At 62.2% G+C, this 26,353-nt stretch carries 21 protein-coding genes; 9 read left to right on the forward strand and 12 right to left on the reverse strand.

The genetic code is table 11. From position 1 onward, the window contains the following. On the forward strand, positions 1 to 1,416 hold the full coding sequence (locus AB5Y91_RS07320) for an FAD-dependent oxidoreductase (protein WP_368169428.1): 1,416 nt from the start codon (positions 1 to 3) through the stop codon (positions 1,414 to 1,416). Between the two features lie 80 nt (positions 1,417 to 1,496). Here the strand turns inward: AB5Y91_RS07320 and AB5Y91_RS07325 are convergent, their stop codons facing one another. Together AB5Y91_RS07325 and soxR are read right to left on the reverse strand one after the other, a co-directional pair. Beyond that, on the reverse strand, positions 1,497 to 2,075 hold the full coding sequence (locus AB5Y91_RS07325; RefSeq protein ID WP_171273632.1) for an O-methyltransferase: 579 nt from the start codon (positions 2,073 to 2,075) through the stop codon (positions 1,497 to 1,499). 56 nt (positions 2,076 to 2,131) lie between these two features. Next, on the reverse strand, positions 2,132 to 2,590 hold the full coding sequence (gene soxR / locus AB5Y91_RS07330) for a redox-sensitive transcriptional activator SoxR (RefSeq protein ID WP_368169438.1): 459 nt from the start codon (positions 2,588 to 2,590) through the stop codon (positions 2,132 to 2,134). Between the two features lie 72 nt (positions 2,591 to 2,662). Here soxR and AB5Y91_RS07335 point away from each other — a divergent pair, with 72 nt between their 5' ends. After that, positions 2,663 to 3,649, forward strand: a complete 987-nt coding sequence (locus AB5Y91_RS07335) for a questin oxidase family protein (protein ID WP_368169429.1) — start codon at positions 2,663 to 2,665, stop codon at positions 3,647 to 3,649. Positions 3,650 to 3,788: 139 nt separating this feature from the next. Here the strand turns inward: AB5Y91_RS07335 and AB5Y91_RS07340 are convergent, their stop codons facing one another. From AB5Y91_RS07340 to AB5Y91_RS07350, 3 genes are all read right to left on the reverse strand, one after another. After that, a complete protein-coding gene (locus AB5Y91_RS07340; RefSeq protein WP_368169430.1) occupies positions 3,789 to 4,442 on the reverse strand; it encodes a DUF2913 family protein in 654 nt (217 codons plus the stop codon). A 91-nt stretch (positions 4,443 to 4,533) separates the two neighbouring features. Next, positions 4,534 to 5,829: a DEAD/DEAH box helicase gene (locus AB5Y91_RS07345; protein ID WP_162520135.1), complete on the reverse strand. Its 1,296-nt coding sequence runs from the start codon at positions 5,827 to 5,829 to the stop codon at positions 4,534 to 4,536. 275 nt (positions 5,830 to 6,104) lie between these two features. Then, a complete protein-coding gene (locus AB5Y91_RS07350; RefSeq protein ID WP_106886458.1) occupies positions 6,105 to 6,755 on the reverse strand; it encodes a DedA family protein in 651 nt (216 codons plus the stop codon). 387 nt (positions 6,756 to 7,142) lie between these two features. Between AB5Y91_RS07350 and AB5Y91_RS07355 the strand changes: the two genes are divergently transcribed. Then, positions 7,143 to 8,072: an autotransporter domain-containing protein gene (locus tag AB5Y91_RS07355; protein ID WP_234569368.1), complete on the forward strand. Its 930-nt coding sequence runs from the start codon at positions 7,143 to 7,145 to the stop codon at positions 8,070 to 8,072. A gap of 111 nt (positions 8,073 to 8,183) precedes the next feature. After that, positions 8,184 to 9,182 carry a DUF1176 domain-containing protein gene (locus tag AB5Y91_RS07360; protein ID WP_368169431.1) on the forward strand — a complete coding sequence of 333 codons (999 nt, stop codon included), beginning with the start codon at positions 8,184 to 8,186 and terminating at the stop codon, positions 9,180 to 9,182. 40 nt (positions 9,183 to 9,222) lie between these two features. Here the strand turns inward: AB5Y91_RS07360 and AB5Y91_RS07365 are convergent, their stop codons facing one another. The 6 genes from AB5Y91_RS07365 to dapB form a co-directional block, all read right to left on the reverse strand. After that, complete coding sequence (locus AB5Y91_RS07365; RefSeq protein WP_368169432.1) at positions 9,223 to 10,392, reverse strand: DUF1615 domain-containing protein; 1,170 nt, start codon at positions 10,390 to 10,392, stop codon at positions 9,223 to 9,225. Positions 10,393 to 10,534: 142 nt separating this feature from the next. Then, positions 10,535 to 11,440 (reverse strand): GGDEF domain-containing protein, encoded by a 906-nt coding sequence (locus tag AB5Y91_RS07370; RefSeq protein ID WP_106886454.1) that lies wholly within the window; start codon positions 11,438 to 11,440, stop codon positions 10,535 to 10,537. Between the two features lie 270 nt (positions 11,441 to 11,710). Continuing rightward, the gene (gene leuA, locus AB5Y91_RS07375; protein ID WP_368169433.1) at positions 11,711 to 13,369 is read right to left on the reverse strand and encodes a 2-isopropylmalate synthase; all 1,659 of its coding nucleotides are present in this window, start codon (positions 13,367 to 13,369) and stop codon (positions 11,711 to 11,713) included. Positions 13,370 to 13,895: 526 nt separating this feature from the next. After that, entirely contained in the window at positions 13,896 to 17,120 is a 3,225-nt protein-coding gene (gene carB / locus AB5Y91_RS07380; protein ID WP_368169434.1) for a carbamoyl-phosphate synthase large subunit, read from the reverse strand. 16 nt (positions 17,121 to 17,136) lie between these two features. Then, complete coding sequence (gene carA / locus AB5Y91_RS07385) at positions 17,137 to 18,273, reverse strand: glutamine-hydrolyzing carbamoyl-phosphate synthase small subunit (protein WP_139751454.1); 1,137 nt, start codon at positions 18,271 to 18,273, stop codon at positions 17,137 to 17,139. 668 nt (positions 18,274 to 18,941) lie between these two features. Then, positions 18,942 to 19,754, reverse strand: coding sequence for a 4-hydroxy-tetrahydrodipicolinate reductase (gene dapB / locus AB5Y91_RS07390; RefSeq protein WP_163137947.1), 813 nt, complete (start codon positions 19,752 to 19,754; stop codon positions 18,942 to 18,944). A gap of 321 nt (positions 19,755 to 20,075) precedes the next feature. On the opposite strand from dapB, the gene AB5Y91_RS07395 reads away from it, so the two are divergent. From AB5Y91_RS07395 to serA, 4 genes are all read left to right on the forward strand, one after another. After that, on the forward strand, positions 20,076 to 21,422 hold the full coding sequence (locus AB5Y91_RS07395; protein WP_368169435.1) for a Na+/H+ antiporter NhaC family protein: 1,347 nt from the start codon (positions 20,076 to 20,078) through the stop codon (positions 21,420 to 21,422). Positions 21,423 to 21,644: 222 nt separating this feature from the next. After that, on the forward strand, positions 21,645 to 22,241 hold the full coding sequence (locus tag AB5Y91_RS07400) for a 5-formyltetrahydrofolate cyclo-ligase (RefSeq protein WP_303809038.1): 597 nt from the start codon (positions 21,645 to 21,647) through the stop codon (positions 22,239 to 22,241). 171 nt (positions 22,242 to 22,412) lie between these two features. Beyond that, positions 22,413 to 23,066: a ribose-5-phosphate isomerase RpiA gene (gene rpiA, locus AB5Y91_RS07405; protein ID WP_025327396.1), complete on the forward strand. Its 654-nt coding sequence runs from the start codon at positions 22,413 to 22,415 to the stop codon at positions 23,064 to 23,066. A gap of 208 nt (positions 23,067 to 23,274) precedes the next feature. After that, positions 23,275 to 24,507 (forward strand): phosphoglycerate dehydrogenase, encoded by a 1,233-nt coding sequence (serA, locus tag AB5Y91_RS07410; RefSeq protein ID WP_025327397.1) that lies wholly within the window; start codon positions 23,275 to 23,277, stop codon positions 24,505 to 24,507. 84 nt (positions 24,508 to 24,591) lie between these two features. Here the strand turns inward: serA and AB5Y91_RS07415 are convergent, their stop codons facing one another. Then, positions 24,592 to 24,972 carry a diacylglycerol kinase gene (locus AB5Y91_RS07415; protein ID WP_368169436.1) on the reverse strand — a complete coding sequence of 127 codons (381 nt, stop codon included), beginning with the start codon at positions 24,970 to 24,972 and terminating at the stop codon, positions 24,592 to 24,594. Positions 24,973 to 25,113: 141 nt separating this feature from the next. Between AB5Y91_RS07415 and AB5Y91_RS07420 the strand changes: the two genes are divergently transcribed. Next, positions 25,114 to 26,181 carry a 3-deoxy-7-phosphoheptulonate synthase gene (locus tag AB5Y91_RS07420; protein WP_368169437.1) on the forward strand — a complete coding sequence of 356 codons (1,068 nt, stop codon included), beginning with the start codon at positions 25,114 to 25,116 and terminating at the stop codon, positions 26,179 to 26,181. Positions 26,182 to 26,353: the final 172 nt, after the last annotated feature.

Here is a 26,353-nt window from a genome sequence, read left to right on the forward strand (position 1 = left end):
ATGAGCCAGAACGTATTCCAGTTTATCGATGTCCAGCGGGTCGACCCGCCCAAGAAGCCGCTCAAGATCCGCAAGATCCAGTTTGTGGAGATCTACGAGCCCTTCAACCAGGCCCAGGTCGGCATGCAGGCGGATCGCTGCCTCGACTGCGGCAACCCCTATTGCGAGTGGAAGTGCCCGGTGCACAACTACATCCCCAACTGGCTGAAACTGGCCAACGAGGGGCGCATCCTGGAGGCGGTGGAGCTCTCCCACCAGACCAACAGCCTGCCGGAGGTGTGCGGCCGGGTCTGCCCGCAAGACAGACTCTGTGAGGGTGCCTGCACCCTGAACGACAGATTCGGCGCCGTGACCATAGGCAACATCGAAAAATACATCACCGACAAGGCGTTCGAGATGGGCTGGCGCCCGGATCTCTCCAAGGTGGTGAAGACCGGCAAGCGGGTCGCCGTCATCGGCGCCGGCCCCGCCGGCCTCGCCTGTGCCGACGTCCTGGCGCGCAATGGCGTCACCCCAGTGGTGTTCGACAAGTATCCGGAGATCGGCGGCCTGCTGACCTTCGGCATCCCCTCCTTCAAGCTGGAAAAAGAGGTGATGCAACGTCGTCGCGAGATCTTCGAGGGCATGGGGGTGGAGTTCCGTCTCGAGACCGAAGTGGGTCGTGACGTCACCTTCGCCGACCTCCTGGGCGAGTTCGATGCCGTCTTCCTCGGGGTCGGCACCTACAAGTACATGAAGGGCGGCTTTGCCAACGAAGAGGCGCCGGGAGTCTACGACGCCCTGCCCTACCTCATCTCCAACGCTAACCGCTTGCTGGGCTTTGAGAAGGCACAGGCCGATTACATCGACTTCGCCGGCAAACAGGTGGTGGTGCTGGGCGGCGGCGATACCGCCATGGACTGCGTGCGCACCGCCATCCGCCAGGGGGCCGATCGGGTGATCTGCGCCTACCGCCGCGATGCCGAGAACATGCCGGGCTCCAAGCGGGAGGTGAAGAACGCCCAGGAGGAAGGGGTGGAATTCATGTTCAACCTCCAGCCGGTCGGCGTGGAGCTGGACGCCCAGGGCCGCACCTGCGGCATCAAGGTAGTGAGCACCGAGCTCAGTGCGCCCGATGCCAACGGTCGTCGCAATCCTGTGGTGATCGAGGGCTCCGAACAGGTGCTGGCAGCCGATGCGGTGGTGATGGCCTTTGGCTTCCAGCCCAACCCCCAGCCCTGGATGCGTGATCACGGTATCGAGCTCGACAGCCGGGATCGCATCAAGGCCCCCGAGAAGGCCGAACATGCCTTCCAGACCAGCAATCCCAAGGTGTTTGCCGGTGGCGATGCGGTGCGCGGCTCGGATCTGGTGGTGACTGCCATCTACGAGGGCCGCAAGGCCGCCGAAGGGATCATGGACTACCTGGCCGTGTAAGCTGCCATCCAAGTCTCCCCAAGCAAACAGCCCCGCATCTGCGGGGCTGTTTTTTTATGCTTGACTCTCGGTGATGCGCCCTAGCGTCTCACCACCAGAAACTCCCCCTTGCCCACCGGCACCAGCGAGGTCAGAAAATCGGGATCGCGCCTCACCTGCGCCATCCAGTCCCGCATCTCGCTCTCATGGGAGATGGCATTGTCCACCACCAGCAGGCCGCGAGGGGCAAGCAGGCGCAGTATTTCAGGCCACCATCCCTGATAGTGCTGGCGATCGGAGTCCAGGAAGATGAGCTGATAACCCGCCGTCGGCAGGCTGGGGAACAGGCTGCCCACCTCCCCCGCCAGCAGGATGATCCAGGGGCTCAGTCCCGCACGCTGAAAGTTGGCCTCTGCCAGAGAGATCTTCTTCTCATCCCGCTCTATGGTGGTGACCCGGCCATCCAGTCTCTTCACCGCTTCGGCCAGCCAAAGGGTGGAGTAACCGTTTGAAGTACCTATCTCAAGCACCGCCTGAGCGCCCCTCGTCTGTACCAGCAGCGCCAGCAGTTCGCCGGTGTCACGGGTGATGTTGAGCATCTTGCGGCCCCGGGATGGCTGCGCCTCGTCATGCTGTTCGCCAAATCGCTCCAGCTCCCGTTTGAGTTGTTCCAGATCCATGTTTCCTCCTTGAAAGTCATCCAGGCTGCCCCGGCACTGCCCATGGCCTGCGCGGTTCAATCGGTGGCGGGGGGCAGATCCCCCAGCAAGTAACGAGGGCCGCACCCCTGGCCTGCGGCACTGTCCTCCGGGTTGTAGAGGGCGCAATGCTCCAGCGACAGGCAGCCACAGCCGATACAGGCCGTGAGCTTGTGCTTTATCAGCTGCAGGGCGGCGATGCGGCTGTCCAGTAGCGTTTGCCACTGACAGGCGATCCGCTCCCAGTCGTGGTGATCCGGCGTGCGACCATCGGGCAGCCCGCTGAGGGCCCCGGCTATCTCCTCGAGGCTTAAGCCCATCCCTTGCGCCACCCGGATAAAGGCGATGCGCCGCAGCGCATCCTGCGGGTAGAGACGTCGGCCGCCTTCGCTGCGCAGGCTCTGGATCAGCCCCTTCTGCTCGTAGAAGCGCAGGGCGCTGGCGTTGACGCCGGCACGTTTGGCTATCTGGCCTATGGCCAGCCACTTACGATCCAATCTCATCCTTGATCTCAAGTTAACTTCAACTTGCATAATCCTGTCTCCCCTGACAAAAGGAGTCAAACGCTAATGGATCATCTCTACGCTCTGCTCGATGCCAACCAGGCCTTCCCCCTCAATGGTCGCGGCACCACCAACCACTGCCCCATGGCGCTGCACGCCCTGCACGAGATGGGGGCCAGTCCCCGGCAGTTGCAGCGCTTCTTTACCCACTGGCAGACCACTCAAGCCCTGCCCGCCGGGGAGAACAACCAGGGCGAAGAGGATGAGACCCGCTTCGTGGCACTGCACCAGCAACTGCTGACCCGATTTGCCGAAGAGGGCTGGCTGCCCAGCTTCCAGGAGCTGCTGGCGCAGCGCTTCTCCCCGGCGGGAGGCGCCTTTCATCCCCTCATCCGTTTCGCCTGTGCGCTGGAAAACGGCCACTTGGGAGAGCAGGCGGCGGCGCTGGCAGCCTGGCAGTGCAAGGCCCTGATCCTGCCTGCCGGAATGGGGGCCCCTAGCCGGGACGTCACCCGCCTGCTGGCGGGGCTGTCGGCCCATTGGGAGGGGTCACGCTGGGAGGGAGACTGGATCAGCGCCCGCCTGCGCCAGGTGGCGGCGGATCCCCACTGGCCGGAGTCGCTGCCGCAAAGCCTTGATGACGGGGAAGATGTGCTGGCGCAGCTGGCCGAAACCGCCCTGCCCCTCTATTGGCAGACCCGCAACTTCACAGTGCTGCACCTGGTGACCGGCAGCCGGGCCGCCGCCATCGTCGCCCGTCACCTGCCGGATGAGCTGAAAGACGCCTGGCAGAGCCTGATGTGGCAGGCGGTGGCCGCTGCCTATGTCACAGTCGGGGCACCAGGGCTGCAGGCCCAGCACTGGCCCGATACGACCGGGCTGGCTTGGGCACAGGTGTTGCCGCGGGCGATCGAGAGCCTGGACGACCACGTGATCAAGCTGGTGCACAGCTGCTGGCGGGAGCAGGCCCGCTCGCCCCACTATCTGGCTATCGCCGCCCGCGCAGTGGGATTGCTCGGCGCGGCGTCTCCCCTCCCCCAGGGCGCGTCATAGCGCAGACGACAGGTCGCGGCGGATCCTGGATCAGAGTCAGCTCACCCTGCCGCCATTCCCGCTGACGGCCAGCCATAAAAAACCCCGGCACAGGGCCGGGGTAATGAGAGAGGCATGAGCACCAGGGCCCCGATCAGGCTCAGCCCTCGGCCAGCAGCGCCAGGGCGGGCTGGGCATTGCCCGGCACCAGCCGGTAGGCCTTGTGGTGCTTGACCAGGGTGCTCTTCTTGTCACCCTGGCTCAGCAGCAGCCCCTGCTTGAAGGCTGCCTCGGCCAGCTGTTTTTCATCCCCGCGCACATAGAGGGTAAGAGGCTTCACCAGCTCTCCCCCCTCGATATGGCCCTGGTACTCGCTGGCCGAGATGACCAGGCTGGATTGACCCTGGCTCAGCAGCCGCTGTTTGGCGCTCAGTTCGCTGTCGGTAAACACCAGCCAACCCGCGCTTTCCAGCTCGGCGACCAGGGTGGCGAGCCTGGCGCCCAACTGCCCGGGCTCGGCCATGGCCCGGCCGTACTGGCAGACGATGCGCGACAGCAGCCCCTTGAGATCGGCTCCGGCCCCCAGGGTGCGACCCAGCTGCACCCAGGCTTTCAAGTCCTCCATCACCAGGCGGGAGAAGCGCTTCTCCTTGAGGGAGTCCGCCATCCAGGTGCAGAGGAAGTGGCTCTCTTGCGCCGGGGTGCGCTTGCCCGCCTTCTGCTCTGCGGTACGGGCCAGCTCGGCCAGGCTCTGGGTGGCCATGTCGAGCAGGGCCTGATTGTAATCTTGCGGGTTCTTGACTGGCGGGATCATCGCACGTCCTCTGGGTGATCGGTAAACAGCATCAAGGCGCCAACGGCGCCTTGAGTCGGGAGCCAAAGCTCCCCTGCATCATCTTGTCCGCTTACTTCGACTGGCGAGGCTTCTTGGCGGCCGCCAGACGCTTGAGGCGCTGGCCCTGCAGCTTGGCCTCGGCCATCACCTGGGCGGCGGCGTTGTCTTCCCGCTGCGGGCGCTTGCCGAAACGGCGGCGCTCCTGCAACTGCTTGATCAGCTCGTCACGGCTGCTCACCTCGTAGCCCGGCACCATGATGCGGCGGATCTTCTGGCCGATCAGCGCCTCGATCTCGAGCAGGGTGCGCTCCTCTTCGCGGCTGACGAAGGAGACGGCCATGCCGCTCTTGCCGGCGCGGCCGGTGCGGCCGATGCGGTGGACGTAATCCTCCGCCAGGAAGGGCAGATCGTAGTTGACCACGTACTGCAGATCCGGGATGTCCAGACCACGGGCGGCCACTTCGGTGGCGACCAGCACCCGTACCTTGCCTTCCATGAACTCGCGCAGGGCCCGGCGACGGCTGCCCTGAGCCTTCTCGCCATGGACCACGGCGGACTTGATGCCGTCTAGGTTCAGCTCTTCCACCAGCACATCACAGCTCTCGCGGGTACTGGCGAACACCAGCACCTGTTGCCAGTTCTGCTTGCCGATGAGCTCGGAGAGCAGCTCGCGCTTGCGCTTCTGCTCTACCGGATAGACGGTGTGGCTGACGGTGTCGGCGGTGGAGTTCTGCTTGTTGACGCTGATGATCTGCGGTCTGTCCAGCATCAGGTTGGCCAGCTTCTTCACGGCGTCGGAGAAGGTGGCGGAGAAGAGCAGGTTCTGACGGGTCTTGTTCACAGCCTGCAGGATCTGCTGCACATCGGCGCTGAAGCCCATGTCGAGGATGCGATCCGCTTCGTCCAACACCAGGGTCTCGACACCGGAGAGGCTGAGGTTGCAGGCGGTCAGGTGCTCGAGCAGGCGGCCCGGGGTAGCCACTATGATGTGCGCACCGGCCTTGAGTTTGCGGGCCTGCACGTCCTGCTTGCCACCACCGACCAGGGTCAGCACGCTGATGTCCAGATACTTGGCGAAGTCGTTGATGTTGCTCGCCACCTGGGCGGCCAGCTCGCGGGTCGGGGTCAGGATCAGCACCCGGGCGTTGGAAGGCTGGGCCGGGGCCGGGTTATCCACCAGACGTTGCAGTATGGGCAGCGCAAAGGCCGCCGTCTTGCCGGTCCCGGTCTGGGCGCTGGCCAGCACGTCGCTGCCACGGCGTATGGTCGGGATCGCCTGCTGCTGCACAGGGGTCATCTCCTGATAACCGCACTCTGAGACGGCACGCAAAATCTCGGGGGCAAAATCGAACGATTCAAATCTCATAATGGGTTCCTGTGTTCCAGCTGAGCTGTAGTTGGCTTAAGTGGCCTGGGCCGGCATGTGGCACGGCCTCGGCGAGGCTTGGGGCCAAGGACGGCTGGGTCTGACATCACGTCAGAAGATGAGCCGGAAAATGGCGGGCGCGAAGTGTAACAGATAGGCATCAGGATTTCCGCCTCAAATGGCCTGTATTTTTACGCCACCGGGGCGAGCCGCCTGACACGGGCGGCTTGGGGACAAGGGACAGGGGGCAGGCCCCTCCCCCTATATCCCTGTGCTTAGCGCGCTCTCTTGGTCGAGCGCTTGAGCAGCCGCATGCCGATGGCGGCCACGGCGATGACGAAGAGGGCGAAGGAGGTCACCAGCAGGCACTTGGTCAACAGCTCGTGATGATCGGCCAAGAGCGGCGTCGCCATCATGAACTTGCCGACCATGCTGAGGGCCAGGGCCCAGAGAAAGGCGCTGGCAAAGCTGGTCATGGCCACCCGCAGCAGGTTCAGGCGGGAGATCCCCATCAGCATGGGCGTCAGCACCCTGACGAAGGGGATGAAACGGGAGACGAACATGGCCCAGAAGCCATAGCGTTCGAGCAGCCGGGAAGCGCGGGGCAGACTGCCTTCCGGGATCACCCGCTCCACCTGGCCCATGAAGCGGGTACCATGGAGCGCATGGCCCTGCCAATACGCCATCACGCTGCCGACGCCGGCCGCCAGGGGCAGATAGAGGAACACCACTTCGGGCCCGAGCACTCCCATGCCCACCAGACCACCGGCCAGCAGCACCAGGCTGTCCCCCGGCAGCGGCAAAAAGACGAAGCTCGATTCGAGAAAGAGGATCACCACCAGACAGGTGACGAGCAGACCGACCGCCTGCAGTTGTATTAATTGCTCAAAGTCCTGATGCCATATGGCAAGCAGCATGTCCTGCATCTGGTATGACTCCCATCAACGTAATGCGCATCCGTCATGACGGCCCGAAGGCCCGGTCTGGCCACCCCTCCCTGGTACCACCCCCATAAGCTCCTGCGGGAGGCCCGTTATACACCCGGGGAACTGAACAATAAATTAATGTCTGCCATTTATGTGGATACTCCGTCATCCGGCCCCGCCAGCCCGGTGCGTCGGCGACAAGGTGATCTCGCCCCGGGAGTCCCCTTGGGCCTTAGCCGCAAAACCGCAAAGAATATAGTCAGTTGGCACTGAGCCGGGCTGCCATGGCGCCAGAAAAACCGTTACAGTGTAAGGACTCCTCAGTGGACGAGGAGGTCCACGGAGCTAGGTATGGCGCATCCCCCCTCTTCTTATCTTCATGCAAGCATGCTTCTGCTGAGCGGGCTCGGGCTCTTCAGCCAGGCCGCTCAGGCCAATGACGGGACCCTGGTTCAGCAGCGGGCCAATGCGGTCGTCTCCCTGATGAGCTTCACTGTGGTGCCGGACATCACCGCCAGCAACCTGGACATAGGGGGTGGCACCAACGAAAGCTCGGCCCTGACCATCACCCAGCTCGGCGGCGGCGCCACCATGAGCGAGGGCTTCCCCATCTATCTGGAGGGCACCCTGGGATACAGCCGCTACGATCCCCAGTTCGTGTTCACCGACGGCAACGAGACCCGCACCATCCCCACCAAATGGAACAGCCTGAGCGCCACCGGCGGCATCGGCTGGGACTTCAGCCTGCACCGTGACCGCTTTGGCGGCAACCTGGTGCTGCGCCCCATCGCCAACTTCACCCTGGGCACAGTCGCGAGCGATCTGCGCATCGGCGCCGCCTTGATCCAGCACAGGACGGGCAGGAACCTCGACTTCCTCGACGGCGGCCGGCTCAATGTGTATGGCCTGGGGGGATCCCTGATGCTCGACTACGAGCTCTTCTCCAAGCCACAGGACATAGATGTCGAGCTGCGCTACTCCTATCAGCACCTGCAGAGTTTCACCGGCACCGCCGACAGCATCACAGGTCAGGCCGAGGCGGAGAACCTCGGCCTCTACCTGCGTCGCCGGGCTCCGCTCTTCACCTGGACCCTGCTGGATCGTCCGCTGCGCTATGTGCTGGAGGGGGCCAGAACCGAATACCTGGGAGAGCAACGAGGCCTGCTCGGCTTCAACAGCCTCAACTCCCTGGGCCTCGGGTTCGAGCTCGACAGCAGCAAGTACGACATCTTCATCACACGCACCCGGCTGGTGGCCCGTTATATGTTCAGCCACAACACCAGCGGCTACTCCATCGGGCTGGCGATGAGTTTCTAGTCGGATCAAAGGGCTATGTCCCTCGGCTCAGTTAAGTTAGCCCACAACAAGATTCAATATGAGCCGTCCAGAATGCTATCCTGACCTTTCCCATGCTTCAGGAACCATTTCATGCTCATCACAACACTGCTGACCTCTGCACTCGGCTCATTTACTGAAGGGATCTCTTTTCAACACAAAGACTGGGAAGTGGCCTGCGACAACACGCGCACATGCCGAGCAGCTGGTTACAGCGCAAAATTGGGTGGACTATCGGTTCTACTCACCCGAGAGGCTGGCGCCAAGGGCACACTGCATGCCGAGCTTGCCATCGCAGAAGTTGATGAACAGACCCCGGAGGTCCCCGCTGATGGTTTGATCACACTGCGCATCAATGATGAGGTACTCGGCACCGTAAAAGAGCGGACTCCGTTCAGTCAGCTACAAACTGCAGCGCTAGTTCGAGCAATCAAAGGAACTGGCAAGGTGGTATTTGAATGGAGCAAGCACCAGGAACCGCTATCCGGTGCCGGTGCCTATGCCATTTTTCTCAAAATGGATGAGTTCCAAGGCCGTCTCAATACCAGTACAGCCCTGACCAAACAGGGCTCGCTACCCACAACATCCATTCCTCCTGCCTTGGCGGCCCCCGTGATCCACGCCAGCGCCGTAACCGCAGATAACTTCTCCCGCCCGCTCACCCAGCTGGAGCAACAGAGCATAGGTAAGTGGCTGAAACAGCAAGTCGATAAAGACACCTGTCCCATAACCTATGAAGATTCGGAAGGTGGCATGCTCTATCCCCTGAACCAAGAACGAGCCTTGGTCCAGCTACCCTGCTGGCTCGCCGCTTACAACGACGGTTCGGCATTCATTCTGATTGATACGAACCTTGATACCGGCAGTGCGACCCTCATCAACACTGACGCAAATGGTTATGGAATGGGTGAACTGAGTGCCTCACATAAAGGAAGAGGGATAGGAGATTGTTTTTCTTTCGAAAGCTGGGTCTGGGACGGCAAAACCTTCGTGCAGCGCGAGAAAAGCACCACAGGCAGCTGCCGCATGATAGCCCTGGGGGGAACCTGGCACCTACCAACCCTGACCAGCCAGGTGGTCAAAGCACAATGAACAAGGGCGGCCACTTGGCCGCCCTTGTTGTCTCTGACTGTCAGCGAATGGTCGCCATCTTCCTGACGCAGGCCTGCTCCCTGTCATCCACCCGCTTGGCGAACCAGGCGGTGGTGAGGTTGCGGGTGATTTTGGGGCTTTTCAGCTGGATGCCGGGCAGCACGGCGCGGGGTTGGCGCTTGCCCGCCTGCTTGTCGGCCAGGGTAAAGACCCTGTGATAGAGGTCGGTCTGGGCAAAGTCGGCACTATCCCCCTTGAGCAGGCTCTGGTGGATGGCCTGCTTGCTCATGTTGACGCGGCTGGCGATGCTGTGCACCGCGAGCTCCGTCTTGCCGGGCAGGTCGGAGTCGTAGCGGACCAGATCCCCGTCCAGGGCCAGGGGCTTGCCGCTGACCCGGCTCACCGCGGCCTGGAAGGCGGCGTTGCGGCTCGCATACCAGCCTGCATTGAAGTCGGCGAAACGGTAGAGGGTGTCCGGGTAGTCGGCGGGATAACCGAAGATGTGTTTGGTGCCAAACCAGATGCCGCCCCGGCGAGTAAAGACTTCGTGGCGGATGGACTCCTTGACGGGATAGGGGTAGCCGCGGGCGTTGGCCTCGGCGAAGGCCACGCTCACCTGCATGGGGCCCCCGGTGCGCACCGGATTGAGGTTGCCAAAGAGCTGCTTGCCCATGGGCACGGCCCCTATCATGTCCTCGAAGATCTCGCTCATCTCCCGCTCGGTGCGAAGGGCATCTATGCGCGCGGCGTAGGATTTGCCCGTGGGGGACTTGATGGAGAGGGCGGTGCGCACCACGAACTCGGGGATGAGCAGCTTGGCGGCCCGGGCGTTGATCTCCTTCCAGGCTATCTTGCCAAGGCCGGGCACCACGGGATCGGCCTGATAGGTGGCCTCCTGCTCCGCCACCGCCAGCACTGAGCAGACATTGTGATCGTTCACCGTCAGCCCCTGGGTGCTGAGCGCCGTCACCACGTCGTTGGCCCAGCCCGGCTTGTCTTGTACCTGGCGCGGCAGGAAGCGCACTATGCGGCTCTTCATGTCCGCAGGCTTGCGCGGCTGCATCGCCTTGGGTTGTTTGGCGATGGCGGCGGCTTCCTCGACAGTAGGAGTAGGGGGTGTAGGTTCACTGGCGCAGCCCGCCAGCACGGCGGCAGCCAGCAGTGCGCAGAGGCGCCAGGGGGAGAAAGACAAAGGATAAGAGGGGATCATGAGGGCTTCCGATAAAGTGCGGGCCCCTCATGCCGGATGAGGGGCCCCGAATGCAAACAGGTGGCCATTGTAGTGGATGGCGCGGGCAATCTGAAGGCGGCAGAGCGGCCGGGGCCCGGGGCTGCGGCATCCCCTGGCGTCATCACGCCAGCTCGACTCGGTTGCGCCCCAGGTGTTTGGCCCGGTAGAGCGCGAGATCGGTGCGTTTGACCAGCGCCTCGACCGCCTCCCCCGCCTGGCCTATGCCGACGGCGATGCTCACGGTGAACCTTATCTCCTCGCAGGCGACCAGAGCCTCGGTGGCGGCTCTTATCTGCTCCGCCAGTGCCTGGGCCTTGTCGCTCAGCATGCCGGGCAGCCAGATGGCGAACTCCTCGCCCCCCAGGCGCGCCACCACCCCATCCGGCGGGCAGTGCTGACACAACAAGGCGCTGAATTCCTGCAGCACATTGTCACCTATGCCGTGGCCATAGCGATCGTTGATCTGCTTGAAGTGATCGAGATCCAGCAGCAGCAGCGGCGTCCCCTGATCCACATGGGCCTCCAGCACGGCGCGAAATGCGCGGCGATTGGAGAGACCCGTCAGTTCGTCGGACATGGCGAGCGAGGCCAGCCGGGTCTGGACGCCATACATCTGTTGCACCATCAGCAGCACGCCCCAGGCCGTGGCCAGCATGCCGAGGGTGCGCAGGCTGTCTTCCACCGTGGAGAGCCACCAGGGCTGGAAGTAGGCCTCGTCAACCAGATCTATGGTCCCCGACACCAGCCAGCTCCCCAGACCGGCGCAGAGAAACAGGTAGGTCCGGTTCGAGATCTGGGCACACTGCACCACCCAGAACATGAACAGCAGGGTCAGCACATTGATGGCCTCGGCCAGGGCGCCGATGGTGTAGAGGTTATGTTCGGGCAGGCGCTCGAAGCTGGCGGCATCCAGGCCCCCCGTCAGCAGCAACAGGCAGAGCAGGCTCAGCAGGGCGAGGCGGCGACCAGGGGAGAGCGAGAAGAACCTGGCGGGGTGTACGGATAACCTGAGGGGAGTCTTCATCATCGTTATGGCTCCAAACCTGCATTGCCTCTATCCCTGGCGGCTGCACTCGGCCGCCAGCACCCAATGAACCGCAAGGCCAATCCTGGCCGCACGGCGCTCGTATTGTGAGCCGATTTTTCCATAAAAAACAATCCCCTCAGCACAGTGCTGAAGGGATCCTGGTACCATTTTCCACTGTGCGCGGCCCTGTTGCCGCCGGCTACCCCCTGGCACAGGCGGTGTGGAGGACGTCCTTCAAGGGGCTTGCTTCACCCTCGACACGCCCGCCCCTCATGCACTCTGGCGCAGGGCGCGGATCTGGGCGGCGCCATTGATCACCGCCTGCAAGGAGGCGTTGACCACGTCGCGGCCTATGGCCACCCCGCACATGCGCACTCCGTCGACACTCAGCAACACATAGGCGGCGGCGCGGGATTCGGTTCCGGCGCAGAGGGCATGTTCCGAGTAGTCGAGCACGTCTATGTGCATGCCGGTCTGGCGCTCCCAGCCGTTGACCAGGGCCGTGATGGCCCCCTCCCCCTCACCACAGAGCTGCAGGCTGCCGTCCGGGGTCTGCAGCTCGAGGCGCAGTGTCTCCTGGCTGTCGTGGCCAAGCTGGAAGCGGCCGATGCGATAACCGTGCAGCGGCTCGAGGTAGTGCTGCTCGAACAGGGCGCGGATCTGCTCCGGGCTGATTTCGCTGCTGCTCGCCTCCGCCTGCGCCTGTACCCGGCGGCTGAAGTCGATCTGCAGCCAGCGCGGCAGTTGCAGGCCAAGGTCGCGCTCCAGCAGATAGGTGACCCCCCCCTTTCCGGACTGGCTGTTGATGCGGATCACCGCCTCGTAGCTGCGGCCCAGATCGGCAGGATCTATGGGCAGATAGGCCACATCCCAGTAGGCATCGGGCTTTTCGGCCGCCAGGGACTTGCGAATCGCATCCTGGTGGCTGCCGGAAAACGCCGTGTAGACCAACTCGCCGGCATAGGGGTGGCGTGGGTGCAGGGCAATCTGGGTGCAGGCCCCCACGGTCGCCACTATGGCATCCATGTCAGAGAGATTCAGCTCGGGATCTATCCCCTGGCTGTAGAGGTTCATGGCCATGGTGACTATGTCCATGTTGCCGGTACGCTCGCCGTTGCCGAGCAGGGTGCCCTCGATGCGATCGGCCCCCGCCAGCACCGCCAGCTCGGCGGCGGCCACCCCGCAGCCCCTGTCGTTATGGGTGTGGATGGAGATGCTCACCTCGGGGCGCGCCTTGAGGTGGCGGCAGAACCACTCCACCTGATCCGCAAACACGTTGGGGGTGCTCACCTCGACCGTGGCAGGGAGGTTGAGGATCATGGGACGGGAGGCAGCGCGCCACTCGTCGATGACGGCGTCACACACCTCCACCGCGAACTCCACCTCTGTGCTGCTGAAGCTCTCGGGGGAATACTGGAAGCTCCACTCTGTGCCGGGGTTCCTGGCCGCGTATTCCCGCACCCAGCGCGCCCCCTGCACGGCGATGCCCTTGACCCCCTCGCGCCCGGTATTGAACACATAGTTGCGCTGGGTCGGGTTGACCGAGTTGTAGACATGCACGATGGCGCGCTTGGCCCCCTTGAGGGCCTCGAAGGTACGGGCGATGAGATCTTCCCGGGCCTGCACCAGCACCTGGATGGTGACATCCTCCGGGATGAGATTGCGCTCGATGAGTTCGCGCACGAAGTCAAAGTCAGGCTGGGAGGCGGCGGGGAAGCCCACCTCGATGTGCTTGAAGCCGACATGGGTCATCAGGGCCCACATTTGCAGCTTCTGGGCCACCGTCATGGGCTCGACCAGCGCCTGATTGCCGTCCCGCAAGTCCACGGCGCACCAGAGCGGCGCCCGCGTCATCACCCGGTTGGGCCATTGACGGTCCGCCAGAGCGATGACGGGGGCAGGGCGGTATTTGCGATGATCGAAGCTCATATTCAGATTCCCTTGGCAGATATGCTGAGGCGCCAGGCGACCGGGCAGGTAACAGAGGGGGCAAGGAGGGGGAGCGGGCTAGCGCGATAACGCTGGCCCTGACTGGCGGTGCGGCGGTTACCCCACAGCCGGTTTCCATTGGTCCCTATCGGTGGAAGGGGCCGACCAGGCTGGCGCGATAACGCCGGCCCTGATCCTCTCGCAACCCTCTGACACTGAATGCTTGCCGGTGCGGACGACCTTGTTTGCTCACGCATGTGATGAGAAACCAGTATAGGGAGGCGTTCGGGGTGAGTGATTGCGAAGATTGTTACCAATGGCATTTAATAGGCAATTTATGATTTCGTTTAGTCTATTTAAGGGAGTTTATCACCCTTCAGCCTCGCTATTTACGTCACCTCGTGCATGAAGGGCCCATGCGCTCGGGATCCGCCGCCCCCGCCAAAAGAAACACCCCGCCATCGCTGGCGGGGTGTTGTCAGGCTTGCATCCAGGGCCGGAAGAACCGGCCCTGACTGCGCGCACCTTAGCGGTGCTTGACCTTGTGGTGCAGCTCTTGCACCGAGTTCACGTTGGCGGTGGCATCGACGCTGATGGCCATGCAGGTGGCGAAGGCCGCGTGCAGCGTGGTGGTGTAGGCCACCTTGTGCTGCAGGGCGCCGCGGCGCAGCTGCTTGGAATCCTGAATCGCCTGACGGCCCTCGGCGGTGTTGACTATGTAGGTGTACTCGCCATTCTTGATGCGATCCAGAATGTGCGGACGGCCTTCATGCACCTTGTTCACCAGACGCGGGTTGATGCTCGCCTCCCCCAGAGTCACGGCGGTGCCGTGAGTGGCGTCGAGGTCATAACCCAGCTCCAGCAGCTTGGCAGCCAGGTTGACCACCCGCTCCTTGTCGCCGTGGCGCACCGAGAGCAGGGCACGACCCTCGCTCGGCACCTGGTGACCTGCCCCCAGCTGCGCCTTGGCATAGGCCTCGGCGAAGCTGCTGCCCACCCCCATCACCTCGCCGGTGGAGCGCATTTCCGGCCCCAGCAGCGGGTCGACACCCGGGAACTTGGCAAAGGGCAGCACCACCTCTTTGACCGAGTAGTAGGGCGGGATGATCTCGGTGGTGAAACCTTGATCCTGCAGGCTCTGGCCGGCCATGACGCGGGCGGCAATCTTGGCCAGCGGCGCACCTGTGGCCTTGGAGACGAAGGGTACTGTACGGGCGGCACGGGGGTTCACCTCGATGAGGTAAATCTCGTTGTCCTTGACCGCGAACTGGACGTTCATCAAGCCCACCACGCCGAGCTCCAGCGCCAATTTCCGTACCTGCTCGCGCATCTCGTCCTGGATGGCCTTGGACAGGGTGTAGGGCGGCAGGGAGCAGGCGGAGTCACCGGAGTGGATACCGGCCTGCTCGATGTGCTCCATGATGCCGCCGATGACCACGTCCACGCCGTCGCAGATGGCGTCCACGTCCACCTCGGTGGCGTCGTCGAGGAAGCGATCCAGCAGTACTGGTGACTCGTTGGAGACGCTCACGGCTTCGGCGAAGTAGCGGCGCAGATCCTGCTCGTCATAGACGATTTCCATGGCGCGGCCACCCAGCACGTAGGAGGGGCGAACCACCAGGGGGTAGGTGATGCGGGCGGCTACCTGCACCGCCTGCTCCAGCGCGGTGACGGTGCCGTTTTCCGGCTGCTTGAGGCCGAGGCGCTCGACGGCGGACTGGAAACGCTCGCGGTCTTCGGCGCGGTCGATGGCATCCGGGCTGGTGCCGATGACAGGCACGCCGTTCGCTTCCAGGGCACGGGCAAGCTTGAGCGGGGTCTGGCCGCCATACTGGACGATAACGCCCTTGGGCTGCTCGACCCGCACGATTTCCAGCACGTCTTCCAGGGTCACCGGCTCGAAGTAGAGACGGTCGGAGGTGTCGTAATCGGTGGAGACGGTTTCCGGGTTGCAGTTGACCATGATGGTCTCGTAACCGTCTTCGCGCAGGGCCAGGGCCGCGTGCACGCAGCAGTAGTCAAACTCGATGCCCTGACCGATACGGTTCGGGCCGCCACCGATGATCATGATCTTGTCGCGAGTTGTCGGGGCCGCTTCGCACTCCTCGTCATAGCTGGAGTACATGTAGGCGGTGTTGGTGGCGAATTCGGCGGCGCAGGTATCGACCCGTTTGTAGACCGGGAAGATGTTGTGGCGGGCACGGGCCTTGCGCACCTCGCCCTCGGCCACGCCGAGGATCTTGGCGAGACGTGCGTCGGCGAAGCCCTTGCGCTTCAGGGTGCGCAGGAAGTCGGCGTCCAGGCCGGCCATGCCGCGCTCTTTCACCTGCTCTTCCAGCTTCACCAGCTCTTCAATCTGCACCAGGAACCAGGGGTCAATCTTGGTCAGCTTGAAGATGCCGTCCATGGAGAGGCCGGCGCGGAACGCATCGGCGATGTACCAGATACGGTCGCAACCGGCATCCTGCAGCTCGTGGCGGATGCGGGTCAGGGAGTCGGGGGCATTGAGATCCACCATGGGGTCGAAGCCGGTCTTGCCGGTCTCGAGGCTGCGCAGCGCCTTGTGCAGGGACTCCTGGAAGTTGCGGCCTATGGCCATCACTTCGCCCACTGACTTCATCTGGGTGGTGAGACGGTCGTTGGCACCGGCAAACTTCTCGAAGTTGAAGCGCGGGATCTTGGTGACCACGTAGTCGATGGCCGGCTCGAAGGAGGCCGGGGTGCGACCGCCGGTGATGTCGTTCATCAGCTCGTCCAGGGTGTAACCTATGGCGAGCTTGGCGGCGATCTTGGCGATGGGGAAACCGGTCGCCTTGGAGGCCAGCGCGGAGGAGCGGGAGACCCGCGGGTTCATCTCTATGATGACCATGCGGCCATCTTTCGGGTTGATGCCGAACTGGACGTTGGAGCCGCCGGTCTCGACGCCGATCTCGCGCAGTACCGCCATGGAGGCGTTGCGCATCAGCTGGTACTCCTTGTCGGTCAGCGTCTGGGCTGGCGCGACAGTGATGGAGTCACCGGTGTGGATGCCCATGGGGTCGAAGTTTTCGATGGCGCAGACGATGATGCAGTTGTCGTTGCGATCCCGCACCACTTCCATCTCGTACTCTTTCCAGCCGATCAGGGACTCATCGATGAGCAGCTCCTTGGTCGGGGAGAGATCCAGGCCGCGCTCGCAGATCTCGACGAACTCTTCGGTGTTGTAGGCGATGCCGCCACCCGAGCCGCCCATGGTGAAGGAGGGACGGATGATGCAGGGGAAGCCGACCATCTGCTGCACCTTCCACGCCTCTTCCATGTTGTGGGCGATGCCGGCACGGGGGCACTCCAGGCCAATGCTCTTCATGGCGATGTCGAAGCGACGACGATCTTCCGCCTTGTCGATGGCATCGGCGGTGGCACCAATCATCTCCACACCGAACTCCGCCAGCACGCCGTGCTTCTCCAGATCCAGCGCACAGTTGAGCGCGGTCTGGCCGCCCATGGTGGGCAGCACGGCATCCGGACGCTCTTTCTTGATGATCTCGCGTACCACTTCCCAGGTGATGGGCTCGATGTAGGTGGCGTCCGCCATCTCGGGGTCGGTCATGATGGTGGCCGGGTTGGAGTTCACCAGGATGACGCGGTATCCCTCCTCGCGCAGGGCCTTGCAGGCCTGGGCGCCGGAGTAGTCGAATTCGCAGGCCTGACCGATGACGATGGGGCCGGCGCCGAGGATCAGGATGCTCTGTAGGTCGTTACGTTTTGGCATGGCTCTCTTTATCCTCTTAGGCGCGATACTGCTTAATCAATTCAATAAAGTGGTCGAACAGACCGGCACAATCGTGGGGGCCCGGGCTAGCTTCGGGGTGACCCTGGAAGCTGAAGGCCGGACGATCGGTGCGATGTATGCCTTGCAGGGAGCCGTCGAACAGGGAGACGTGAGTGGCACGCAGGCACTCCGGCAGGCTGTTCTCGTCCACCGCAAACCCGTGGTTCTGGGCGGTGATCATGACGGTGTTGTCGTCCAGGCTTTTCACCGGGTGGTTGGCACCGTGGTGACCGAACTTCATCTTGACCGTCTTGGCGCCGGAGGCCAGACCCAGCAGCTGGTGACCCAGGCAGATGCCAAATACCGGCGTGTTGGTGTTGAGGAAAGTCTTGATGGCTTCGATGGCGTAGTCGCACGGCTCGGGGTCACCGGGGCCGTTGGAGAGGAAGATGCCATCGGGGTTCATCGCCAGCACCTCGGCGGCCGGGGTCTTGGCCGGTACCACTGTCAGACGGCAGCCACGGTCCACCAGCATGCGCAAGATGTTGCGCTTGACGCCAAAGTCGTAAGCCACCACGTGGTACTTGAGCTCGTCGGCCGCCGGGGTAACGTGCCCCTTGCCAAGCTGCCAGCTGCCTTCGGTCCAGGCGTAGGCGTCAGACACAGTCACTTCCTTGGCCAGATCCATCCCCTTGAGGCCGGGGAAGGCGCGGGCCTGGCTCAGGGCATGGGCTTCATCGAGCTGCTTGCTGGCCAGGATGCAACCGGCCTGGGCACCCTTCTCCCGCAGGATGCGGGTCAGTTTGCGGGTGTCGATGTCGGCGATGCCAACGATGTTGTGAGACTTGAGGTAATCGGAGAGGGATTGCTGATTGCGGAAATTGGAGGCAAGTATCGGAAGGTCCCGGATGATCAATCCCTGCGCGTGGATTTGACTGGACTCTTCATCTTCGCTGTTGGTGCCGGTGTTGCCTATATGGGGGTAAGTGAGGGTGACTATCTGACGGGAATAAGAGGGATCGGTGAGGATTTCCTGATAGCCCGTCATCGACGTATTGAAAACCACTTCACCAACGGAACATCCCTCGGCGCCTATCGACACGCCTTTGAACACAGTTCCATCTTCCAGCACTAGCAATGCAGTGTGATTCAAGACAACCTCCAGTTATTTAGCTTTAAATTCAGCAATTTACCTGGGTGTTGCGGGTCCGAACGCTGTTTGAAACAGGGCTCAAACCCGGCAGATTTCTGGCAAATTGGGCGCATTCTACTTAAAAACGATCGCATTTCAACGTCTTTTCTCGTTTGAAATGCATCTAAATTCAATAAACAAGCAACATTACCCATTATCTATGCACTAAAGCGCTTTGCAACCCCCTCCCCCAAAAGAAAAGCCAAAACCCGAAACAAAAGCATGCACCCATGCCACCCAACAGACAAAAATCGATATTTTATCGTTAATAAACAGATGAATATGAATTTAAAAAACAAACAACGAAAGCCAAAAAGCGCCATTTGGCGATAGAAAACTGACCGAGAAAAATAGAAAACGTTTTTCTTTGATTGCATTTTTAGTCTGTTTAGCTGGGTGTGGAAAAAGCGGACTACAGGGGAGATTGAGACCCAATCCCGTTACCCTCTGATGACATTTTTGTCGCATGAGTGTGGCACTGGAATGAGAAGGGGGCTATTTAGGCTAGTTCACCACAAAAGCGGCGCTTAATGCTTGTTTTTACAAAAACCATAAACAAAACCCCGGCGAGCCGGGGTCTGACAACCTGAACGTAGAGAGGAGAGCCCTGGTCGGGCTCCCACTGTGCCCTATTTGAGGTCGAGCACGTCCTGCATGTCGTAGAGACCCGCCCCCTGCTGGCCGAGCCACTTGCCAGCCCGCACGGCGCCATTGGCAAAGGTCAGGCGGCTCGAGGCCTTGTGGCTTATCTCCACCCGCTCGCCGATGTCGGCAAACATGACGGTGTGCTCCCCCACCAGATCCCCGGCACGAATGGTGGCAAAGCCGATGGTGTTGCGATCCCGCTCGCCGGTGATCCCCTCGCGGCCATAGACGGCGCACTCTTTCAAGTCACGTCCGAGGGTCTTGGCCACCACTTCCCCCATGGAGAGCGCGGTGCCGGACGGTGCATCCACCTTGTGCCTGTGGTGCCCCTCGATGATCTCGATGTCGGTGTAATCCCCCATCACTTTGGCGGCCTGCTCCAGCAGCTTGAACACCAGGTTGACGCCGACCGAGTAGTTGGACGCGAAGACGATGCCGATCTGCTTGCCCGCCTCTTGCAGCGCGGCCTTGCCTGCCTCATCAAAGCCGGTGGTGCCTATCACCATCTGCTTGCCATGGGCCAGGGCGAAGGCCAGGTTGGCCAGGGTCACCTCGGGACGGGTGAAGTCGATGATGAGATCAAACTCATCGCGCACCTTGTCCAGGCTGTCGCTGATGATGACCCCAAGTCGGCCCAGGCCATTGAGTTCACCCGCATCCAGGCCTATCACGGCAGAGCCAGGTCGCTCCAGCGCCGCACCCACCACCACGCCCTCGGCGTTGGTGATGGCCTCCAGCAGCACCTTGCCCATACGACCATTACAGCCCATCACGGCCACACGGATCGGATTGTCCATCTCCACCCTCTCATCTCTTTATTATGGAAAGAGACCGTTTTACCAGCCCGCGCCGGCTTTGAAAAGCCTTCCGTGGCTGCTCGCACAGCGCCGCCAAATCAACAACAAATGGTTATTAAATCCGAATAATTGACGGATTAAATCAGCACATCAGAATCGCAAGAGAAAAAGGCTTATCCATCTGGACGTCTATCTTGACCGGATGCCCCCGACTCACTACTGTAAGCCCCCCATAGCGGCAGGATGCCTACCCTGTGTCCGAGCATACTCGGGCCAACACAGGCTGCGACAGGAGGTCATTGTTCAAGTTTCGAGGAACACATGATCCAGACCCAACCCAGTGCCAGAGCCCTGCTGCCCCTTCTGGTCTTTCTTGCTCTCTTCATCGGTACCGGCACCTGGCTGACCCTGCAGGGGGTCGAGTTCGCCTTCTACCAGCTGCCCGCCCCCGTGGCCGCCCTGCCCGCCGTCATGCTGGCGCTGATGCTGGGCAAGGAGGGGTTCAACAAGAACCTTGAGACCTTCTTCAAGGGGGTGGGTGACAGCAACATCATGGCCATGTGCCTCATCTATCTGCTGGCGGGCGCCTTCGCCACCGTGGCCAAGGCCACCGGCGGGGTGGATGCCACCGTCGCCCTCGGCCTCTCCCTGATCCCGGGCTGGTTCCTGCTGCCGGGGCTCTTCCTCATCTCCGCCTTCATTGCCACCGCCATGGGCACCTCAATGGGCACCATAGGGGCAGTGGCCCCCGTGGCCCTCGGCGTCGCCCAGGCCACCGGCATAGATCCCGTGCTGATGGCGGGCACCATTCTCTCCGGCGCCATGTTCGGCGATAACCTCTCCATCATCTCGGACACCACCATAGCCGCGACCCGCAGCCAGGGCTGCGAGATGAAGGACAAGTTCCGCGAGAACGTCAAGATTGCCACCCCCGCCGCCGTGCTGGTGATCCTGCTCTACCTGCTGCTGGGCTCCACCGGTGATGCCCCCACCGCCACCGCCAGCGCGGATCTGCTCAAGGTGATGCCTTATCTGCTGATCCTGGTGCTGGCACTCGGTGGCATGAACGTCTTCGTGGTGCTCGGTCTTGGCATACTGGCCGCCGGTGGCGTTGGCATGATCGGAGGCTATCCCCTCGGCCAGTTCAGCAAGGACATCTACCAGGGCTTCACCAGCATGCAGGAGATCTTCCTGCTCTCCATGCTCATCGGTGGCCTCGGCGCCCTGATGGAGCGTCAGGGTGGGCTGGCCTGGATCAGCGCCCGCATCGCCGCCCTCATCGCGCGCTTCACCCGTCATCATGACGGCGAGCAGAACGAGAAGGCGGCCGAGCTCGGCATCGCCGGCGTAGTGGGGCTGACCAACCTCTGCACCGCCAACAATACGGTGGCCATCATAGTCGCCAGCAAGGTGGCCCGGGATCTGGCTGAGCATCACGGTGTCACCCCGCGCCGCGCCGCCTCCATGCTGGATATCTTCTCCTGCGTGGTGCAGGGCTTGATCCCCTGGGGCGCCCAGGCGCTGCTGCTGGGCTCCATCTTCGCCCTCTCCCCCCTGGCCGTGGTGAGCATGAGCTTCTACCCCATGGCCCTGGCCCTGGCCGCTCTCATCGCCGTCTTTATCAAGCACCAGGTGCGCGGCGGCGCCGATAGTCGACAGGTCGCCTGATCATCAGCTTCTACCACTGAGACCTGGGGCTGGCCGCCATAGTGGCGGTGTTCGTCAAGCACCAGCTGCGCGCGGCGGCCGAACCGTCGGCGCAGGTCTAAACAACTTCATCAGGCCGGGCAAGCGTGTCCGGCCTGATGCCAACCTTGCCCTTCCCGCTTTTCATCCCGATGGCCCCTTGTTAAGGTAACCCTGCCCTTTAGCCCCACCACAGGAGCCCCCATGCCGGATACCCAACCCGAGCGGCAGAGCCTGCGCCAACTCATCCGCCAACGCAGAAAGAGCCTGAGTCAGGCCGAGCAGCAGGCGGCGGCCCAGCAGCTGGTCACTCGTTTTCAGGAACACCCCGAGATCCAGGCGGCCAGACGCATCGCCCTCTATCTGGCCAATGACGGCGAGCTCGATCCCCTGCCCGCCATTCACTGGCTCTGGAGCCAGCGCAAGGAGGTCTACCTGCCGGTGCTGCACCCCTTCACCCCGGGTCACCTGCTCTTCTTGCGCTACACCGCCACCAGCCCCATGACCCGCAACCGCTATGGCATCGCCGAGCCCGAGCTCGATGTGCAGCAGGTGCTGCCCCACAGCATGCTGGATCTTATCTGCACCCCGCTGGTGGCCTTCGATGCCGAGGGCAACCGGCTCGGCATGGGGGGAGGCTATTACGATCGCACCCTGGCCTGCTGGCACGAACACCAGCTCGGCCCAAGACCGCTGGGGCTCGCCCACGACTGCCAGCAGGTGGAGTCCGTACCCCAGGCGCAGTGGGACGTGCCGCTGCCCCAGATCATCACCCCCGCCCGTTGCTGGCGCTTCTCCTAGCAGGCTCTGCCCTGCTGCCGGGGGACAGGTTCCCCTTCCCCCGCCCCTTGGCTCAATAAACAGGCAAACGATTTACATCTTGGGGCTTTTTGCCCCGGAACGTGACCGCCATGGTCGCTCTGGACAGGATGCTTGGATATAATGCGCCCGCTTTTTCCATAAGGATCCATCATGACTCAAGATGAAATGAAGAAGGCGGCCGGTTGGGCTGCGCTCAAATACGTGGTACCCGGCACCATAGTCGGGGTGGGCACCGGCTCTACCGTCAATCACTTCATCGACGCACTGGCGACCATGAAGGACGAGATCAAGGGCGCGGTATCGAGCTCCATCGCCTCCACCGAGCGCCTCAAGGGTTTCGGCATCCCGGTGTTTGATCTCAACGACATTGATGCCCTCTCCGTCTACGTGGATGGTGCCGACGAGATCAACGGAACCCGCGACATGATCAAGGGGGGCGGCGCCGCCCTGACCCGCGAGAAGATAGTCGCCGCCGTGGCCGACCAGTTCATCTGCATCATCGACAACACCAAGACAGTCGAGGTGCTGGGCCAATTCCCGCTGCCGGTCGAAGTGATCCCCATGGCCCGCGAATACGTGGCCCGCGAGATCAGGAAGCTTGGTGGCAACCCGGTGTGGCGTGAGGGTGTGGTGACCGACAACGGCAACATCATTCTGGACGTCAAGGGCATGGCCATCACAGACGCCAAAGGGCTGGAAGTGCAGCTCAACGCCATCGTTGGCGTGGTCACCAACGGCCTGTTCGCCCACCGCGGCGCTGACGTGGTACTGATCGGTACTCCGGATGGGGTTGTGACCCAATAATCACAGCCTGAATGGACAACGGCGCCTGATGGCGCCGTTTCTATTTATGGCTCAATGGGTTGCACCAAACAGGCTGCAAAAAACGTTGATAACTTCAAAGAATTTGACTTTCGTCACAAATATTCCCTCTCCCAAACGTTTTTGCTACTTTACGGTTTTCTTCACACTGCAAGCCTGAACGCATTTTTCAAACAATAGAGGGAACGTCATGACAGCCAAGTTTTCGCTGGACAAGGATAAGATCAAAGTACTGCTGCTGGAGGGAGTGCATCCCAACACGGTAGAGACCTTTCGGGCAGCCGGATACACCAATGTTGAGTATCTGAAGACCTCACTGTCGGAAGAGGAGCTGATCGAGCGCATTCGTGACGTGCATTTCGTGGGCCTGCGTTCACGCACCCAGATCACCGAGAAGGTGCTGGATGCCGCCGGCAAGCTGGTGGCCATCGGCTGCTTCTGCATCGGCACCAACCAGGTCTCCCTGGATGCCGCCCACGTGCGCGGCATCCCCGTCTTCAACGCCCCCTTCTCCAACACCCGCTCCGTGGCCGAACTGGTGCTGGGGGAGATACTGCTGCTGCTGCGCGGCATCCCCGAGAAGAACGCCAAGTGCCATCGCGGCGTCTGGGAGAAACTCGCCAACCGTTCGGTGGAAGCCCGCGGCAAGAAGCTCGGCATCATAGGCTACGGCCACATCGGCACCCAGCTTGGCATCATCGCCGAGATGATCGGCATGAAGGTCTACTACTACGACATCGAGAACAAGCTGTCGCTGGGCAACGCCATCCAGGTGCCGAACCTGGTGGAGCTGCTCAACATGTCTGATGTCATCAGCCTGCACGTGCCGGAGACAGCCTCCACCAAGGATCTCATCGGTGCCGAGCAGCTGCGCATGATGAAACCGGGCGCCATCTTCATCAACGCCTCCCGCGGTACCGTAGTGGACATAGATGCCCTGGCCGACGTCATCAAGAGCGGTCACCTCTCCGGCGCCGCCATCGACGTCTTCCCGAGCGAGCCCAAGTCCAACGACGAGGAGTTCCTGACCCCGCTGCGCGGCCTGGACAACGTCATCCTGACCCCCCATATCGGCGGTTCCACCCAGGAAGCCCAGGAAAACATCGGTCTGGAAGTGGCCAACAAGCTGGTCAAATACTCAGACAACGGCTCCACCCTCTCCGCCGTCAACTTCCCGGAAGTCTCACTGCCGGGCCACAAGGGCTCCAGCCGCCTGCTGCACATCCACCGCAACCAGCCGGGCGTGATGAACCAGATCAACCAGATCTTCGCCGACGAGGGGATCAACATCGCCGGTCAGTACCTGCAGACCAGCAGCGAGATCGGTTATGTGGTGATCGACGTGGAGACTGAGCACAGCGAGAAGGCGCTCTCCCGTCTCAAGGAGATCAACGGCACCATACGTGCCCGGATCCTGCACTGATGCCCTGAGCCGGTTGCTCGGCCAGCAAAAAGCCCGTCTCGATGACGGGCTTTTTTATGCCAGGAGGAAGCTTGCTCTCGCAAGCTACCACCATCCCAGCAGATTGCGTCCAATCAGCGCGCCCCACACCAGGGCATTGAGGGCAAGGGCGATGAAGACGGCGGCGGAGCCGAGATCCTTGGCGCGCCCCGACAGCTCGTGATGCTCTGAGCCGATGCGATCCACCACCGCCTCTATGGCGGAGTTGAGCACCTCGACGATCACCACCAGCCAGCTGATGCAGATGAGCAGCAGGATCTCGTTGAGGGAGTCGCCGAGCCAGCCGGCCAGCGGCATCAGAGCCAAGACAAGCACCAGCTCCTGACGGAAGGCCTCCTCGTTAATCCAGGCCGATTTGAGACCCTTCATGCTGTAACCGGTTGCGTTGATGATGCGGGTGACCCCGGTCGCGCCTGGCTTTGCCACGATAACTACCTCATTTGAAATGGCTTTTAGGCTCACATCCTATCAGAGCCTCCCAAGGTTTCCATCGGGGGAGTTTTGCTTTATTTTATCCCCTTGCATTTTGGCATCCCGCCCCCCTTATTCACTCGAGAATAGAGTCGTATGTCCATTCACACCGATGAATTGCGCACCCGTCGCCTGGAGTCCCTGATCACTCCGAGCGAGCTGGCGCACGCCTTCCCGTTAAACGACACCGTCGCCCAGAATCTGCTGGATGCCCGCCACGATGTAGAAGCCATTCTGGCCGGTGAGGATCAGCGCCTGCTGGTCATCGTCGGCCCCTGCTCCATCCACGATCCGGCCGCCGCCCGCGAATACGCCCTGCGCCTCAACACCCTGCGCGAGCAATATAAGGAGAGCCTGTGCATAGTGATGCGCACCTACTTCGAGAAGCCGCGCACCATAGTCGGCTGGAAGGGGCTTATCAATGATCCGCGCCTCGACGGCAGTTTCGATGTGAATGAAGGGTTGAAGCTGGCCCGCCAGCTGCTGGTGGACATCAACGAGATGGGTATGCCCACCGCCACCGAATTCCTCGACATGGTGACCGGCCAGTACATCAGCGACCTCATCACCTGGGGCGCCATAGGGGCGCGCACCACAGAATCCCAGGTGCACCGCGAGATGGCCTCCGCCCTCTCCTGCCCGGTGGGCTTCAAGAACGGCACAGACGGCAACACACGCATCGCCATCGATGCGGTGCGCGCCGCCCGCCACAGCCACATCTTCTATTCCCCGGACAAGGACGGCAAGATGACCATCTACCGCACCGCCGGCAACCCCTATGGCCACGTGATCCTCCGTGGCGGCCACAGGCCCAACTACGACACCGCCAGCATAGACGAGGCCTGTGAGGCCCTGGCCGATGTCGGCCTGCCCGAGCGTCTGGTGGTGGATTTCAGCCACGGCAACAGCATGAAGGATCACCGTCGCCAGCTGCTGGTGGCGCAGGATATCTGCGATCAGCTGCGCCGCGGCCGCACCGGCATCGCCGGCATCATGGCCGAGAGCTTCCTGGTGGAAGGGCGTCAGGACGTGGAGAACGGCTGCACCGTCACCTTCGGTCAGAGCATCACGGATGCCTGTCTGTCGTGGGAAGACACAGAAACCCTGCTGGCCATGCTGGCCGAAGCGGCCCAGGTGCGACTGGAGAAAACCCGCCAGGGTTAACGGCTGCGTCATCCTTCTTCGGCCAGAGCATCACCGATGCCTGTCTATCTTGCGTGGGAAGACACCGAGACCCTGTTGGCCATGCTGGCCGAAGCGGCCCAGGTGCGGCTGAGCAAGCATTCAAGCTAAGCAAGCAGCTCAATACGAAAGGGCCAGGCATCATAGATGCCTG

Source organism: Aeromonas sp. R4-3 (assembly GCF_040908275.1).
GTDB classification, from domain to species: Bacteria; Pseudomonadota; Gammaproteobacteria; order Enterobacterales; family Aeromonadaceae; genus Aeromonas; species Aeromonas rivipollensis.